This window comes from Paenibacillus sp. S-12 (assembly GCF_030363895.1).
GTDB lineage: Bacteria > Bacillota > Bacilli > Paenibacillales > Paenibacillaceae > Paenibacillus_B > Paenibacillus_B alvei.
Genome location: NZ_JASIUF010000004.1, coordinates 15,621 through 31,750 on the forward strand (window position 1 = coordinate 15,621; position 16,130 = coordinate 31,750).

The window sequence follows — 16,130 nt, forward strand, 5'->3', positions numbered from 1 at the left end:
GATATTTGTACATTAGAGAAGGGTGGAACGGAACGATGAGTGCAATCGAATGGATCGCCATTGGAATTACCTTATTGCTTGCCTTGGCGATAGCGCGTCCGATCGGAATATATATGGCAGGGGTGTTTGATAATAGCGGAGCTCCAAGACCGCTGGACTCTGTATTTGGGCCGATAGATCGATTTTTATTTACATGTTTCGGCATTAAGGACAAATCGCAAAGCTGGAAGGCATACGCCTTTACGGCAGTTGCCACCAACGTGCTGATGATTGTGGTGACATATGCAATATTCCGCCTTCAAGGGGTATTGCCGCTTAATCCGAATGGGATTCCGGGCATGGAACCGGGAGTGGCATTCAATACGGCGATCAGCTTCATGGCGAATACGAACTTGCAGCACTACAGCGGTGAAAGTGGGCTGTCCCTGCTGTCGCAAATGATGGGCATTATTTTCTTAATGTTCACGTCTCCTGCTACAGCTCTTGCGGCAGTGATGGCGATTATTCGCGGTTTGACTGGCAAACCGCTCGGCAATTTCTTGGCAGACCTTGTACGTTCGATTACGCGTATTTTCCTGCCAATTGCGATCGTTGCCAGTGTGCTGTTCATCTGGAATGGGGTACCGCAATCCTTAAGTCCAATGGAAAGTGCAGTAACTGTTGAAGGAGCAGAGCAGCACATTCCGCTTGGCCCTGTAGGAGCTATGATGTCGATTAAGGAGCTTGGCAACAATGGTGGCGGCCACTTTGGAGCGAACTCTGCTCATCCATTTGAGAATCCGAATGGTGTGACGAATTTAATTCATATTTTACTCATGCTAATGCTGTGTACAGGACTTCCATTTACCTACAGCCGTATGGTCGGCAACAAGAAGGAAGGACGAGTTCTATTCGTCTCGATGGCGATCCTGTTCCTAATTATGCTTAGTTCCTCTCTTACGGCGGAATATATGGGGAATCCGGTATTGAACGCTGCGGGATTAAGCGGACCTGGCAGCATGGAAGGGAAAGAAGTACGCATTGGCGTTGCTCAATCCTCGCTATATTCGGTCGTTACGACTGCATCAGAGACGGGCGGCGTCAATAATATGCATGATACGCTGACACCGCTTGGCGGCTTGATCCCGATGGCGAATATGATGCTGAACACCGTATTCGGCGGTGTTGGTGCAGGCTTTATGAATGTGCTGCTGTACGTCATGATTGCCGTATTCCTATCCGGTCTCATGGTCGGACGAACACCTGAGTTTCTGGGACGCAAGCTGGAAAGCCGGGAAATGAAGCTGCTGGCAGTTACTTTGCTGGTGCATCCGATCCTGATTCTTGTACCGACTGCGATTGCAGTTGCTACACAGGCGGATACGCTGTCCAATCCAGGGTTCCATGGATTGTCTCAGGCGTTGTATGAGTTTACGTCCTCGGCTGCGAACAATGGTTCCGGCTTTGAAGGGTTGGGCGACGCAACACCATTTTGGAACATTTCCACAGGGATCGTCATGTTCTTAGGGCGCTATGTATCGCTCATTACTCTGCTGGCAGTAGCCGGTTCGATGGCGAAGAAGCAGCCGATTCCGAATACAAGCGGTACGTTTCAAACGAATACGGCGCTGTTCGGTATCGTATTTGTCGGCACAGTGCTTATTGTAGGTGCTCTGACGTTCTTCCCGGCAGTCGTGCTTGGACCGGTCGCAGAACATCTGACGTTGTGGAAATAAGGGGGAACGGAAAATGAGAACGGAAAAACAGATGAAAACACCCGCACCATATGAACCGGCGCGCAGACATACTACAGATACGAAGGAACGGAGCATGTTCCAAGGCAGCTTAATGCGGGCAGCCTCGATTGATGCGCTGCGAAAGTTTGATCCGCGTCAGATGGTTAAAAATCCAATGATGTTCATTTGCGAGGTAGGCTTCGTCATTACGCTGCTGCTTACATTCGTACCAGATGCATTTGGCTCGCCAATGCCGCGTTGGTTCAACGGCACAGTCAGCTTCATTTTGTTCATTACAGTGTGGTTCGCCAACTTTGCTGAGGCTCTTGCAGAGGGCCGGGGCAAGGCACAGGCAGATTCCTTGAAGCAAGCGAAGCGGGATTTATGGGCTAATAAAATTACGGAAGCAGGTACGGTTCGCGTATCCTCATCCGAGCTGCGCAAGGGAGATGTCGTAATTGTTCGCGAAGGGGAAATAATTCCTGGAGATGGTGAGGTAATCTCTGGATTGGCCTCTGTCGATGAATCGGCGATTACGGGAGAATCTGCTCCTGTATTGAAAGAAGCAGGCGGGGATTTCTGCTCCGTAACGGCCGGAACGAAAGTGATCAGTGATGAGATTCGTGTTCGAATTACAAGCGACCCGGGAGAATCGTTCCTGGATCGGATGATTTCGCTTGTAGAGGGCGCACAGCGCAAGAAGACACCAAATGAGCTTGCACTTCATACCGTGCTTGTCAGCTTGACGCTTATCTTTTTGGTCGTTGTCGTTACGCTGCCTATATTCAGTAACTATTTGCAGGTTGAATTGAATGCCGGGGTACTGATTGCCCTGCTGGTCTGCTTGATTCCAACCACGATTGGCGGCTTGCTGTCCGCTATCGGGATCGCTGGTATGGATCGCGTAACCCGCTTTAATGTCATTGCAACATCAGGCAAGGCGGTTGAAGCGTGCGGGGATATTCATACGATTATTTTGGATAAGACAGGAACCATTACGTTCGGTAATCGTTTGGCTCATGAGCTCATTCCGGTTCAAGGTGTGAGTGTGAATACCTTGTCTGAATGGGCGGCAGTTGCCTCCCATCATGATGAAACGCCTGAAGGGCGCTCCGTCGTGGATTGGGTATCCAAGGCAGGAATTACGTATAATGCTGAGCTTGCTGTCCAAGGAGAATTCATCCCTTTCAAAGCGGAAACGCGCATGAGCGGTGTGGATTTGAAGGATGGACGCTGTGTGCGCAAGGGAGCTGTTGATGCGGTGAAACGCTGGGTTATCGCCCAAGGAGGTACTGTGCCGCAGGATTTGGATGCCAATTCGAATGCGATCGCTTCTGCCGGCGGCACGCCGCTGGCGGTAGCCGTAGGACGTGACATATATGGCTTAATTTATTTGAAGGATACGGTGAAGCCCGGGATGCGGGAGCGGTTCGAGCAGCTTCGCCGCATGGGCATCCGTACCGTGATGTGTACAGGGGATAACCCGTTGACGGCGGCGACGATTGCGCGGGAAGCTGGTGTCGATGACTTCATCGCGGAGAGCAAGCCGGAAGATAAGCTGGCGCTTATTCGCAAGGAGCAAGCGGAGGGCAAGCTTGTAGCAATGACTGGGGACGGTACGAATGACGCTCCTGCGCTGGCGCAAGCCGATGTCGGCATTGCGATGAACAGCGGTACGGCCGCAGCGAAGGAAGCTGCGAACATGGTTGATCTCGACTCTGATCCGACGAAGGTTATTGAAGTGGTGTCTATCGGCAAGCAGTTGCTAATGACGCGCGGTGCTCTGACGACATTCAGTATTGCAAATGATGTAGCGAAATATTTTGCGATTATACCCGCAATGTTTATGATTGCCATCCCGCAAATGTCTGCCTTGAATATAATGGACTTGCATTCGCCAGTATCGGCCATTTTATCGGCACTTATCTTTAATGCCATTATTATTCCGTTATTAATTCCGTTGGCGGTCAAAGGCGTCGCCTATAAGCCGATGTCATCGGCTAAACTGCTGCAGCGTAACTTGTTCGTGTATGGCTTGGGCGGGCTGATAGCTCCTTTCGTCGGCATTAAGCTGATCGATCTGATTGTGGGAATGCTGGTGTAGCATCGGCTTGGGTGTTTGGCGGCAATGACATAGATAGAGAATATTGTTGAATATATGATTTCGGGTTCGATCAAGGAAGAAGAGAGGATGAACGAACATGGGAGAGCGTATGAATATTGGTGGAGCGATGGTACGGACGACAATCGGTCTACTGCTGCTGTGCGGACTAGCTTATCCATTTGCGATGACGGGGCTTGCGCAGGCGGTCATGCCGAAGCAGGCGAATGGAAGCATGGTATACAATGAGAAGGGGCAATTGCTAGGCTCGAAGCTGATTGGACAGAATTTTACAGAACCGCAATATTTTCATGGACGAATTTCGAGCATTGGCAATGATGCTGCCGGCTCTGGTTCGCCGAACTACGCTCCATCAAATCTAGCTCTTCAGGAGAGAGTAGTGAAGTCGGTTGAGGAATGGGGCAAGGTGAACCCAGATGTAGCTGCAAAGCCGATCCCGCAGGATTTGCTGACGAACTCCGCGTCTGGTCTTGATCCGCATATCACACCGGAAGCGGCGCGCGTACAGCTGACTCGTGTAGCGAAAGCAAGCGGTATTTCCAAGGAACGGTTGGAACAATTGATTGAGAAATATACGGAAGGCAGGGACTTGGGCGTATTTGGACAGATGCGCGTCAATGTATTTATGCTTAACCTGGAAGTGCAGCACGAAATGAAAGGCTAGGTGTCGGCTGTGAATGAAGGGGATGAATATCGTCGGCAGTCGCCAGAAATGATATTGCGCATGCTGGAGCAAATGAAGCGGGGGAGACTCCGTATTTTGATGGCCGTTGCTAGTGGAGCGGGCAAGACTACGCAGCTTCTGCTTGAAGGATGGAATTGCACCAAGCAAGGGCTTGATGTCGTATATGGGACAGCGCTGCCAACACAGGAGATATGGTCTGAGGTAGGATTGGATGCAGGCGGAGAAGAGCCTCCCCTTAAAGCAATAGCGATGATCGCATGGCAGAAGGATGGTCTGCATCGATACGATATCGATGTGGAGGCGATTACGGCACGGATGCCCGATGTTGTATTAATTGATGGGCTGGCTCATCGTAATCGAATGGCTGCCTTGCGTCCTACAAGGCTAGAGGATGTGCGGGAATTGCTCAGACGCGGCATCAGTGTCATTGCGACGATGAATGCCTATGAAGATGAAAGTGTTCAAGCGGCGGCCAAGAAAATGACAGGGGTCGTCAGCGAATGGACCGTACCAAGTGAGGTGTTGAAGGAGGCAGACGAAGTCCGCCTCCTTGACGTGTCTGCGGAGTCTTTAATGGAGCGCAGAACGTATGGGCAGCTTAGAGGCAAGGGTCATTCGCGGAAGCACCGGGCAGAAGAACGCAGCCGAATCAGCATCTTGCGTGAGCTTGCACTGCGAACGATGGCTGATCATGTGAACGGTTCTCTGGAGCAGCATCGAAATGAGCTGGGGCTTATGGGGCCATCGGGGGCATCCGAACGAATTCTTGTTCTCGCGCAATTCGGCTGGAATGGCTCGATATATGTTCGAAGAGGGCAGCAGATTGCTAAGCGGTTGAACGGGGAGCTTTATATTGTGACCTTTGTTCAGCCGGATATGGAATTAACGACGGAGCAGGCTGCTTTTCGCCGTTCTCTGAAGAAGATGGCCATGAAGACTGAAGCGGTATGGGAGGAGATTCCTTCGCGCTCTCGCCGCGATATGGCCGCTGCATTAGCTGAGTATGCGAAGATTCATGGCATCACGCGCTTTGTACTCGGCCACTCTCGTCAGACACGATGGCAGGAGTGGTGGAATGGCTCGCTAATTGGGGCGCTGCTAAGACGCATTGAAACGACAGACTTGTTCCTGATCGCCGATCATTCACTCGTGAAAGGAGAGCGGATACTGCCTGCTCGCCTAGCTGCATCGGCTGAGGCGGAGCCGCTTTTTAAGCGGGTCACGGAGCAGCGGATTCAAGAGAAGGCTGCTGGCTTGAAGCGGGGAAGGCTCAAGGTGATTATTGGTGCAGCACCCGGCGTAGGCAAAACGTATCATATGCTGCAAGAAGGCAATCGGTTGCTTGAGCAAGGGGTTGATGTCGTTATTGGTCTGCTGGAAACGCACGGCAGAGCTGAAACGGCGTCTCAAGTAGGAGCACTGACAATCGTTCCGCGCAAGCGTATTGCGTATAACGGCAAGATGCTGGAGGAGATGGATACAGAAGAACTGCTTCGCATTCATGTCGAAGTCGTGCTCGTTGATGAGTTGGCCCACACGAATGTACCAGGAAGTATGCGCGCCAAGCGTTATGAGGATGTATTATGCTTGCTCGAAGCGGGCATATCCGTGGTCACGACAGTCAATGTCCAGCATCTAGAAAGCTTGAATGACGCGGTAGAGCATTTGACCGGGGTACGTGTGCGCGAGACTGTGCCTGATATCGTGCTTCGGCAAGCGCGTGAAATTCAATTAATAGATGTAACGCCCCAGACGATACAGGAAAGAATGCGTGCTGGGTTGATCTATAAGGCGGATAAAGTAGAGCAAGCCTTATCGAACTTCTTCCGCGTTCCCAATCTGATCGGCTTGCGGGAGCTTGCGCTGCGAGAGGTGGCTGACGATGTCGATGAGCGATTGGAATCGTGGGAGCGAAGGGCACTGTTCCGCGGTCCATGGCGGAGGCAAGAGGTGATATTCGTCTGCATTGGCCCTGACGTGCGTCCAGAAGGACTCGTTCGGCATGGATTTCGGATTGCTCATCGCCTGAAGGCCCCCATGCATGTCGTTCATTTGCCGGTTGCACCCTGGGGGCAGCGCAAGATATCTGTTGTTTTGGAGAGGGAAATGTCCGAAGTGCGGGCACTGACCGAGCGGCTTGGAGGTACGTTCCACGAGCGCGCGGCAGTGACGCGAGGAAAATGGGCTGAGTCGGCTGTACAAATGGCCGATCAGCTTCGTGCCAGTCAAATTATCGTAGGTATGCCAATCCGCTCCCGCCGCTGGGGCAGGCTGGGGGCAATGGAGGCACTGATGCGCCAGGCAAGGCATATGGATGTACTCGTCCTCTCTGAATGGGAGGATTTGCGAACGAAATAACGACTATGAAAATTACAGGAACTGCGTATGATGATCATGCTTCCCATATAAACTGAATGAATCATAGCCGTAAGCGGGCTATGATTTTTTTATTCACAAATTAGACACAAGTTTTTAAGTTGCCTTTCAGCCTATTTTCAGCTTGCTTTAGAGTTGGATCGATAACATGGAAGTAACGATTCATACAGAGGCGTACTTTATGCTTGCTGGCGAGGTACGCCTTGTATCAAGTCTGAACAAGGGGGATTATGATGCTGGAAGTGAAAGACGTCAGCAAGCTGTACAGCGAACGTCGAGGTGTTCACCATATCGACTTCTCTATGGCTCGCGGCGAAGTCGTGGGTTTTCTCGGCCCTAACGGCGCAGGGAAGACAACGACGATGCGAATGATAACGGGTTATTTGCATCCGACAAGCGGGAGTATTTCGATTGATGGCATTTCCATGGCGGATCATGGGGAACAAGCGAGAAGCAAGATAGGTTATTTGCCAGAAACGCCGCCGCTGTACCTAGATATGACGGTGAAGTCGTATTTGCGCTTTGTAGCAGATATTAGAGGCGTATCAGTTCGGGAGCGAAGCAAACGAATGGATGAGATGGTAGTCAGATTAGGCTTGCAAGGGAGAGAAACTCAGACTATTCGTGGGCTGTCCAAGGGATACAGGCAGCGGCTGGGATTGGCGCAGGCCATCATTCATAAGCCGGAACTGCTTGTGCTTGATGAGCCCACATCAGGTCTTGATCCGAACCAAATTGTCGAGATACGCCAGCTTATTCGTGAGTTGGGAGAGCAGCATACGGTACTGCTAAGTACACATATTCTTCCGGAAGTGAACGCGCTGTGCAACCGGGTTATTATTATTCACCAAGGACAAATCGTTCTAGACGAACTGCCTGAACGGGTGGGAGCGGCGCTAGGTCAGGAAACGAAACTTCATCTAATCGTGAAGGGCCCTGCTTCAGAGGTAGTAGATGCGGCAACAAATGTGCCGAAGATTGCTCATATTGAGTCTGAAAGCCATGATCAAGAGGTTCATCTTTGCATAACCTCGACAGAACAGGCGGATGTAAGGGAAGCCCTATTCTTTGCTTTGGCGAATGCAGGGTTCCCAATTCTCGAAATGAAGCGGGAATCAACAAGCCTGGAAGATGTGTTTACAAGATTGACGACAGAGGAGGAGTCTGGGGATGCGTAGATGTAGCGCGATATTTCGCAAAGAAATGCTTGCATATTTCACATCGCCGACATCCTATGCGGCCTTTGCGGTGTATGTGCTGATTTCCGGGATTATGTTCTATTTGAATTTTGTGTTGTTTCAGCCGAGTATCGTTGACTTCCGGCTTGTAACGGGTAATACGACTTTTATGTATATCTTTGTCGTCCCCCTGCTGACGATGCGGCTATTCGCAGATGAGTTCCGCCATGGTACAGATGAACTGCTGCTCACTTCACCTGCGCGAATAAGTGAAATTGTGCTTGGCAAATATGCAGCGGCATGTGTCTTAATGGTTGTACTGGTCGGATTTAGTTTGGTCTATCCATTTGTCATGTCGTTCTTTGGAAAATTGGACATGCCTGTGCTGATGACTTCAGTACTTGGCCTGCTGCTACTAACGATTGCCATGGCATCCATTGGCTTATTCGCATCTGCACTGTCTGAGCATCAGATGGTAACTGCCATTGCCGCATTCGTGATCCTGCTGATGTTCTGGCTGTTAGATTCCGTATCGTCATCTGCCGTCGGCGATTGGATTGCTCCTTTTTCGATGAACAACCGGCTGCAATCCTTTATGAAAGGGGTACTGAATGGATCCGACGTACTCTTTTTCCTAACACTTGCGCTTGTGTTCGTTGTGCTGAGCATCCAAGTGCTTGAAAGAAAACGGTGGAGGTAACGAATGATGAACAAATGGCTGCGAAGAACGAATGCGGTTGTGCGATCGGCTGCCGTTCTCGGAATATTTGTGTTGTTGACTTATTTTTTGCAATCGATGACGGGTTGGCAATGGGATGTAACGAAGAACAAGTCTTTTACACTGTCCGAGCAAACGACTACGGCTTTATCTTCGATCGAGGATAAGGTGAATTTGAAGCTGTTCTATACGCCGCAGGATGATGCTGTGCTTGTTAGGGAGGTTGCTGACATGGCGGAGCAGTATGCGAAGCGGAATAAGCATATTACGTTCGAGCAGCTTGATTTAATGAAGGAACCATCCTTAGCTCAGCAATATGGGCTAGCAGGGAGCTCCCTTGTGTTCGAGCGCGGGACGAAGCGCAAGACGGTGGGATTGTATGAAATGTTCAGCAGTGGTGAAGGATACGGGGCTTATCGTTTCAGCGGTGAGGAAAAAATGACGCAAGCAGTAAGAAGCTTGACCAATGATCATAAATCGACAGCTTACGTACTGTCTGGACATGAGGAACTGCCGTTATCGCAATTATCTGCACTTCGCTCAAGTCTGGAAGAGGACAATATTCAAGTGAAAGAACTGAACCTGTATCGAGAGGGCGCAATCCCGCAAGACGCGGATATTGTCATGATGCTGGGAGCCAATAAGGATATAACGGACAAGGAAGCGAAGCTGCTGCAGCAATATGTGGACAACAAAGGGAAACTGTACATTGCGCTCGGCTTCAATCCGGACATGGCTAAGTCGTGGAAAAATATCGATGGTCTGCTGAAGCATCTAGGTGTGACAAACAAGCATGCAGTCGCTGTCGAGCCGAAGAAGAGCACGCTGTATGATCCATTTACAATTGTGCCTGAATACGGAGAGCATGAATTAACATCCAAGTTGTCGCAATATAATTTGCTTACGCTGCTTACACTTGGCCTACATTTGGATGCAGTGGGAACGGATAAGCTAAAGGTGGAGCCTATCTTGAAGACTTCTGCCAACTCCTATGGTGAAACAGATATTCCTCGCCTTATGCAGGAGGGGAGTGAGCGTGATGCTAAGGATATTGCGGGCCCATTGACATTGGGAGCAGCTGTGACGACTACAGATGGGAAGCCGAAGGCAGTCATTGTCGGTGGTTCCAGCTATGTTGAGGATCAGAATCTCTATACGCAGGGCAATCGTGATTTTGCATTGAACAGCATGAACTGGCTGCAAGGCAATCAAGATCAAGTGACAATTCGTCCACGGGAAAATGAAGCGTACCAAATCGCCTATCTCACGCCTGGGCAAGGTAAAACGATACTTTGGACGACAGTTATCGGCTTCCCTGTACTCCTGTTAGGGATCGGAGCTGCATTATGGTGGAGAAGGAGAAGGGCTGCATGAACAAGAATACGCAAGTAAAGAAGCTTATTCCAACCTTGCTGCTGGTGCTCGTTTTTATTGTCGGCTATGTGTATGCTTCTTCTCATGATTTCTTCCGTAGTAAGAAGGAGGATACATCCGTGTCGCTCTTATCGCTACAGGAGCAGGACGTAAATTCTTTTACAATAACAGGAGCGGAAGACGGCTCTAAGGTATCGTTTCACAAGAAAAATGGACAATGGGGGATGACTGAGCCTAACGCATATCCGCTCAACACTTATCCAGTACAGGATTGGCTTTCTCTTTTGACGAAGGCGAAGGCAGAGTCTGTCGTAGAGGAACAGGCCGATCATTTAGAGAAATACGGTCTGGATCAGCCAGCATGGACGTTTGAGGCAATCGGTGCAGACGGAGCGAAGTATACGATCAAGATTGGCAATGAATCGCCGATTTCGGGCACCTATTACGCTTTGGTGAATGATCAAGGCAAGGTATATCAAGTCTCGGAATCCGAATGGTCGGGACTGAAGCGGAGTACGTATGATTTCGTGCTGAAGGAGCCGATTACCTTTCCGCTTGAACGTGTAGAACAGTTCGTGTGGAGCTATGGAGGCAAGACCTATACATTGAACCCATTGAAGGAATCCAAGCCTTCACAAGCGGATAAAAAACAGGATACAACTACAGTAGGTGAGGGGAAATCCGATCAAGCTGAACAGACAGAGCAAACCGAGCTGGATTGGCAGCTTCAGGGCAAGCCCATTACGGAGGATAAGGCTTCTGTGCTTATGAATCAGTTTCGGGATTGGTCTACGAATGAGCTTCCGAAGCAAAAAAAAGAACTTTTGGGCGGAAAACCCCGCAATCCGGATTGGAAGCTCGAACTGTCCTTAAAGCCTGATGAGATCAGCTCAGCGGAGAAAAAGAGCTATGAAGGGTATGTAATAGGGGATAAGGTATGGATCATCCCTCAGGGCGAAGCATGGGCCTTTGCTGTTCCGAAGAATGCGTTTGACGAGACATGCAAGGCCTGGATAGACTCTAGAGTGGAAAAAGCAAAATAGCGTAGTTGCACTTTATAATAACCCGGCTATGAAAAAACATAGCCGGGTTATTTGTGCAGGATTCATTTTAGTAGGGAAACTGGGAAATCACAAATGGTCACGTCCGTAATTCTGGCCAGCGCATCAGTAATATCGACTGCGAAAAACCCCCGCCAAATCCGTACAACAAGGTGAGTGCTCCTGGAGTTAGACGTCCGTCACGTAATCCCTCAGCGATGGCTAGCGGGATACTGGCTGCGGATGTATTACCGTAATACTGAACACTTGTGAGGGTACGCTCCAGCGGAATCCCACTGCGTTCGCAGATTGATTCGATCATCCGCAGATTAGCGCTGTGTGGCACAAAGATATCAATTTGCTCTGCTGTATATCCAGTATCATGTAGCAATTTTTGGATGCCTGCAGGAACTTGGCGGAGTGCCCACTTCAGAACTTCACGCCCGTTTTGAACTAAAGTGCTGTCAGGCTTCATCTCTACATCGCCAATCCGATCGGCGACAGCCTTTCGATGCAATATCCCGCCTAAATCTCCTGTCGTCAATGATCCAGAAGCAAGGAAACAAGATTGCTGCTCAGCAGTGCCAGCCTCCAGAAGAATCGCTCCAGCCCCATCTCCGAACAAGATGCAGGTGCTGCGATCCGCATAGTCAACCGTACGGGTCAGAACCTCTGTGCCAATCACCAATACTTTCCGATGCATGCCCGCATCAATGAGTCCTATTGCCAATTGCATGGCACTAACAAAACCTGCACAGGCATTCGATATATCCAGTGCCATTGCATGAGGAATGCCAAGTCTACCCTGAATGATGCCAGCCGTGCTCGGGAAGAAGGCGTCTGGTGTTGATGTAGCTACAAGCACCGCATCAACCGTATGGAGATCAACATGATACGTGTCGGCGAGATTTCTAGCAGCTTCGTAAGCAAGATCGCTGGCATAGGTTCCTTCATCAACAATACGGCGTTCAATCATGCCCGTTCGTTGAACAATCCACTCATGATTCGTATCGACCATTTGCGACAGATCCTCATTCGTTAAACGGCGTTCAGGCACAAAGGTACCAAAAGCTGTGATTTGGGCTTTCGTATGAAGCTTAACCGTTTGCATAGGGTATATCCTCTCCTAATCAATGATGGGGTATAGGCTGAATAATCCGTTTCATAATGAGGGCTTGTGAAATTGTGAAATAAAATTAGTACCTGGTACTATGTCCTAATACTAAAATAATACGTTTCACGTTAATTATTGTCAATCCAAGCTTCTGTTCTCATTAGTATTATCCTAACATTCCTCATTCTGTTAAAAGCTTCATGATGAAAGTCAAGGAGTGGAATTATCGGAAAAACCTATCGGCATAACATTAGAGCGTCGGCGCATGCTAAAGTTGGTGGCACCCCAATTATGAACTGAACAAGGAGGAACATTGATGCAAGCAAAAGCAGTTCTGCTAACGTTGACGGCAGCATTAGTGATGACAATGGGGATTACAGGTTGTGGAAATAGAAATATGTCCACGAAGAGTGTGCGCCAGCATAATTATGATGGCATAAATCCACTTGGAACGGATCATCGTTACAATGTGAACCGTTACAATACGAACTTCCAAGGCGACGGTTTGCGCTCTTACAGCAATGATTTCGGCCCAGACGGTTACCGTTCTAACAACTACAACTACGGCAACGGTACTTATCGCAACTATGGCTACAATCGAATGGACGGCTTCAATCGTACGGACGGCTTCAATCGTATGGATGGAGGCCGCTATGGAGCTCATTCGGTAAATAAGATGGAAATGAACCAAAAGATTGCGAAAAAACTGACATCTGTCAAGGGCGTAAAGTCGGCACATGTTATGTTGACGAACAATAATAATGCTTATGTGGCGGTCGTTACGGATCACACAACATCCGGCATGAAGAGCAAAAGCTTCCCAGCCGGCCATGGGCAAGGTCCTTACTCTGCAGGGAACTTGGGTACGTATGACGGCACACCTGCTGGAAATGATAATATGCCTGCTTCAGTCAAAGAACATATTGCCAACGTTGTGAAGAAAGAAGCTCCGAACTGTAATAATGTGTATGTATCTGCGAATCCAGACTTCGTCAACCGCATGAATGATTACAGCAAGCAAGCGGCTGCCGGACATCCAATCGCAGGGTTTACTAATGAGTTCCAAGAACTGGTGTACCGTTTGTTCCCAACAAATGCTGCGAGCCAATCTTACAATCAACCGACTCGCATTCATAACATGGCACCAGGAACTCGCTAATTTTCGTTCCGAACGGACTTCATTCCTCACAACTGCTGAGGACGGAGTCCTGTTTACATATTCGCACATAAGGCTTAGCATTCGTCATGCAAGCGGAATTATACGTGAAATGCATCTTTCCACCACATAAGTAAGCCCATTTTTGAGCAGTACCGCACCAAGTGTAATGACCCTTCATAGTATAAATTTGACTGTATCCCTTAACCTTGTTAAATTACAAAAACTCGGGCAAGGAGGGGTGACACTTGAAGGGTAGCGATCACAAAAATAAGTTTCTACTGACTAATCGTGAGCGCGAAGTTTTTGAATTATTAGTTCAGGACAAAACGACCCGTGACATTGCGCAGCAGTTATTCATCAGTGAGAAGACCGTTCGAAATCATATTTCGAATGTGATGCAGAAATTGAACGTAAAAGGTCGTTCGCAAGCGGTTGTCGAGCTAATCAAGCTTGGGGAGTTAAAAATCTAACAATAAGCTAAGCCCATCGCCCTGACAATTCAGCCTTCTGGAACATATCGCTTGATGTGGGAAGAAAGGTTCTCTGAGAGTAGGTCCGAATGACAGACTCGGATAGATTCGAGCGTATATCCATGCTGCAGTAGAACGAGCATCGTGGCCCATACGCTTTATTTTTTGTTCCGATGGTCATGCCCTGCAATCAACAAATGGCTTCCCGAAGTACGATGATGCGCATCGATCGGGAAGCCATCTTTTTTTCCTATAGGCTTGTTTTCTAAAAATAACTTACATATGAGTGCTGCCCTTCACCCATACGCGTTCGATATTCAAATCAGCATCTGTCCATACTAAGTCAGCTTGTTTGCCAACTTCGATGCTGCCGGTAAAGCTGTCGATTCCGATTTGCTTCGCAGGATTCAAGCTTGCAAGACGCGATACTTCATGCAGCGGAAGTCCTGTGAATTGAATCATATTTTTGACAGCTTGAATCATCGTAAGCGTACTGCCGGCGAGCGAACCGCCCTCAGTCAGGCGGCATACGCCTTCCTTCATCGTTACCGCGAGGCCGCCTAGGTCATACTGGCCATCTGGCATACCTGCTGCAGACATAGCATCTGTAATCATTACAAGCTTGCCGGAAGTCTTCGTACGACTTAGCATTTTGATACAAGCCGGATGCACGTGAATGCCATCAGAAATGATCTCAGCTGTAATCCGGTCATCTGTCAGCACAGCGCCTGCTACACCTGGATCGCGGTGATGAATCGGCGTCATGGCGTTAAAGGTATGAACCGCTTGATTCAAGCCTGCATTTGCTGCGGCTGTTACTTGGTCGTACGTTGCGGCCGTATGCGCGGCTGCAGCATTTACGTTGTGAGCGCGCAGCCAGCGAATGGCTTCTGTGGCGTTGGCGCGCTCAGGAGCAAGGCTGACCTGCTTCATTAATCCAGGGAAGCGTGCATGCCAATCCTCGAACCAATCAATTTGAGGGTCGATCATGTAGATTTCGTTCTGCGCTCCCTTGTACTTCGGATTCACGAACGGGCCTTCCAAGTGAACGCCTGCCAGTTGAGTGTATTTCATACCTTGCTTCATATAAGCATCAACGGCTGCCATAACCTGATCCAATGCTTCATGAGATTGTGTCATGGAAGTAGCAAGCATAGCCGTTGTACCATGCTCCATATGGAACTTCGTAATCTTATTATAGGCTTCAGCGTTAGCATCCATGAAGTCTGCGCCGAAGCCTCCGTGAATATGCAAATCGATAAAGCCAGGGAGCACCCAGCCGCCCTTAGCGTCTACACTTTCCTTGCCCCAAGCATCTTGCTCGGGCTGTGGCAATTCCGACCACTTTCCAATAAAGGAAATCAGACCATCTTCTACCCGAACGACTCCATCATACAATACGCCGTTCGGTGTTACGACATTTGCATTGGTTAAGGTAAATGTTGAATTAGCCATGGAAATGTTGTGCAGCCTCCTTATCAAGCAGAACTACTACATTCGGATGAGTTTGCAAGAGCGATGCCGGTACTTCAGTCGTAACCGGGCCTTTAAGCGCACGATGTACAATGTCCGCCTTGTCCGCACCGCGAACGACGAGCATAATCATTTTCGCCTTCAGGATCGATCCTACACCCATGGTTACCGCTTGGGTAGGAACCTCATCAATAGAATTGAAGAATCGTTTGTTTGCTTGTCGCGTTTCTTCCTTCAATTGTACGAGATGTGTACCTGCATGCAGGTTTTGGCCTGGCTCGTTAAAGCCGATGTGGCCATTGTGGCCGAGGCCGAGCAATTGAAGATCGATAGATGCGTCAGCGAGCATCTCATCATACTGCTTGCACTCTTGCTCCAAGTCAGCTGCATTTCCGTTCGGTACACGAGTGTTGTCCTTGTTGATATCAATATGGTCGAACAATTGCTTGTTCATGAACGACATGTATGATTCCGGATGACCTTCAGGAAGGCCTACATATTCATCCAAATTGAAGGAACGTACATTTTTAAAGCTAACATGCTTTTTCTCATTCAAGCGAATCAGCTCTTGGTAGATGCCGATTGGCGTACTGCCTGTAGCTAAGCCGAGAACGGCGTTTGGCTTCGTTTGAACCAGGCTTGCAATGATGCCTGCACCAATTTGGTTCAATTCTTCATTCGTTTGGAAAGTCAAGATGTTCATTAG

13 protein-coding genes are annotated in these 16,130 nt (G+C 49.1%); 10 read left to right on the top strand and 3 right to left on the bottom strand.

Going from position 1 to position 16,130, the window contains the following annotated elements; all coding sequences use genetic code 11:
- The first annotated feature begins 35 nt into the window (after nucleotides 1-35).
- From kdpA to NO352_RS02385, 8 genes are all read left to right on the top strand, one after another.
- A complete protein-coding gene (kdpA, locus tag NO352_RS02350) occupies nucleotides 36-1,715 on the top strand; it encodes a potassium-transporting ATPase subunit KdpA (protein ID WP_430112316.1) in 1,680 nt (559 codons plus the stop codon).
- A gap of 94 nt (nucleotides 1,716-1,809) precedes the next feature.
- The gene (gene kdpB / locus NO352_RS02355) at nucleotides 1,810-3,819 is read left to right on the top strand and encodes a potassium-transporting ATPase subunit KdpB (RefSeq protein WP_289354870.1); all 2,010 of its coding nucleotides are present in this window, start codon (nucleotides 1,810-1,812) and stop codon (nucleotides 3,817-3,819) included.
- A gap of 97 nt (nucleotides 3,820-3,916) precedes the next feature.
- On the top strand, nucleotides 3,917-4,501 hold the full coding sequence (kdpC, locus tag NO352_RS02360) for a potassium-transporting ATPase subunit KdpC (protein WP_005547162.1): 585 nt from the start codon (nucleotides 3,917-3,919) through the stop codon (nucleotides 4,499-4,501).
- Nucleotides 4,502-4,549: 48 nt separating this feature from the next.
- On the top strand, nucleotides 4,550-6,880 hold the full coding sequence (locus NO352_RS02365) for a histidine kinase (protein WP_289354871.1): 2,331 nt from the start codon (nucleotides 4,550-4,552) through the stop codon (nucleotides 6,878-6,880).
- Between the two features lie 251 nt (nucleotides 6,881-7,131).
- On the top strand, nucleotides 7,132-8,076 hold the full coding sequence (locus NO352_RS02370) for an ABC transporter ATP-binding protein (RefSeq protein WP_289354847.1): 945 nt from the start codon (nucleotides 7,132-7,134) through the stop codon (nucleotides 8,074-8,076).
- Nucleotides 8,069-8,776, top strand: a complete 708-nt coding sequence (locus NO352_RS02375) for an ABC transporter permease subunit (RefSeq protein WP_005547168.1) — start codon at nucleotides 8,069-8,071, stop codon at nucleotides 8,774-8,776. Before NO352_RS02370 ends, NO352_RS02375 begins: the two co-directional genes overlap by 8 nt.
- 6 nt (nucleotides 8,777-8,782) lie before the next feature.
- Nucleotides 8,783-10,168 (top strand): GldG family protein, encoded by a 1,386-nt coding sequence (locus NO352_RS02380; protein ID WP_289354872.1) that lies wholly within the window; start codon nucleotides 8,783-8,785, stop codon nucleotides 10,166-10,168.
- Nucleotides 10,165-11,211 carry a DUF4340 domain-containing protein gene (locus NO352_RS02385; protein WP_289354848.1) on the top strand — a complete coding sequence of 349 codons (1,047 nt, stop codon included), beginning with the start codon at nucleotides 10,165-10,167 and terminating at the stop codon, nucleotides 11,209-11,211. The genes NO352_RS02380 and NO352_RS02385 overlap by 4 nt, the downstream gene beginning before the upstream one ends.
- Before the next feature lie 97 nt (nucleotides 11,212-11,308).
- Here NO352_RS02385 and NO352_RS02390 read toward each other — a convergent pair whose 3' ends face one another.
- Nucleotides 11,309-12,319: a ketoacyl-ACP synthase III gene (locus tag NO352_RS02390; RefSeq protein WP_289354849.1), complete on the bottom strand. Its 1,011-nt coding sequence runs from the start codon at nucleotides 12,317-12,319 to the stop codon at nucleotides 11,309-11,311.
- Nucleotides 12,320-12,638: 319 nt separating this feature from the next.
- Here NO352_RS02390 and NO352_RS02395 point away from each other — a divergent pair, with 319 nt between their 5' ends.
- Both NO352_RS02395 and NO352_RS02400 read left to right on the top strand, forming a co-directional pair.
- Nucleotides 12,639-13,481 carry a YhcN/YlaJ family sporulation lipoprotein gene (locus tag NO352_RS02395; RefSeq protein ID WP_289354850.1) on the top strand — a complete coding sequence of 281 codons (843 nt, stop codon included), beginning with the start codon at nucleotides 12,639-12,641 and terminating at the stop codon, nucleotides 13,479-13,481.
- 245 nt (nucleotides 13,482-13,726) lie between these two features.
- Complete coding sequence (locus tag NO352_RS02400; protein ID WP_005547175.1) at nucleotides 13,727-13,951, top strand: helix-turn-helix domain-containing protein; 225 nt, start codon at nucleotides 13,727-13,729, stop codon at nucleotides 13,949-13,951.
- A 276-nt stretch (nucleotides 13,952-14,227) separates the two neighbouring features.
- Here the strand turns inward: NO352_RS02400 and nagA are convergent, their stop codons facing one another.
- Nucleotides 14,228-15,406, bottom strand: coding sequence for an N-acetylglucosamine-6-phosphate deacetylase (gene nagA / locus NO352_RS02405; RefSeq protein ID WP_289354851.1), 1,179 nt, complete (start codon nucleotides 15,404-15,406; stop codon nucleotides 14,228-14,230).
- Nucleotides 15,399-16,127: a glucosamine-6-phosphate deaminase gene (gene nagB / locus NO352_RS02410; protein WP_005547177.1), complete on the bottom strand. Its 729-nt coding sequence runs from the start codon at nucleotides 16,125-16,127 to the stop codon at nucleotides 15,399-15,401. Before nagB ends, nagA begins: the two co-directional genes overlap by 8 nt.
- Nucleotides 16,128-16,130 lie beyond the last annotated feature (3 nt).

Bases quoted from the DNA above. Each gene is read 5' to 3' on its own strand.
- nagB (WP_005547177.1), bottom strand. From the start codon at position 16,127: ATGAACATCTTGACTTTCCAAACGAATGAAGAATTGAACCAAATTGGT.
- NO352_RS02365 (WP_289354871.1), top strand. From the start codon at position 4,550: ATGATATTGCGCATGCTGGAGCAAATGAAGCGGGGGAGACTCCGTATT.
- NO352_RS02395 (WP_289354850.1), top strand. From the start codon at position 12,639: ATGCAAGCAAAAGCAGTTCTGCTAACGTTGACGGCAGCATTAGTGATG.
- NO352_RS02380 (WP_289354872.1), top strand. From the start codon at position 8,783: ATGAACAAATGGCTGCGAAGAACGAATGCGGTTGTGCGATCGGCTGCC.
- kdpB (WP_289354870.1), top strand. From the start codon at position 1,810: ATGTTCCAAGGCAGCTTAATGCGGGCAGCCTCGATTGATGCGCTGCGA.
- NO352_RS02375 (WP_005547168.1), top strand. From the start codon at position 8,069: ATGCGTAGATGTAGCGCGATATTTCGCAAAGAAATGCTTGCATATTTC.
- kdpA (WP_430112316.1), top strand. From the start codon at position 36: ATGAGTGCAATCGAATGGATCGCCATTGGAATTACCTTATTGCTTGCC.
- NO352_RS02370 (WP_289354847.1), top strand. From the start codon at position 7,132: ATGCTGGAAGTGAAAGACGTCAGCAAGCTGTACAGCGAACGTCGAGGT.
- kdpC (WP_005547162.1), top strand. From the start codon at position 3,917: ATGGGAGAGCGTATGAATATTGGTGGAGCGATGGTACGGACGACAATC.
- nagA (WP_289354851.1), bottom strand. From the start codon at position 15,406: ATGGCTAATTCAACATTTACCTTAACCAATGCAAATGTCGTAACACCG.
- NO352_RS02390 (WP_289354849.1), bottom strand. From the start codon at position 12,319: ATGCAAACGGTTAAGCTTCATACGAAAGCCCAAATCACAGCTTTTGGT.
- NO352_RS02385 (WP_289354848.1), top strand. From the start codon at position 10,165: ATGAACAAGAATACGCAAGTAAAGAAGCTTATTCCAACCTTGCTGCTG.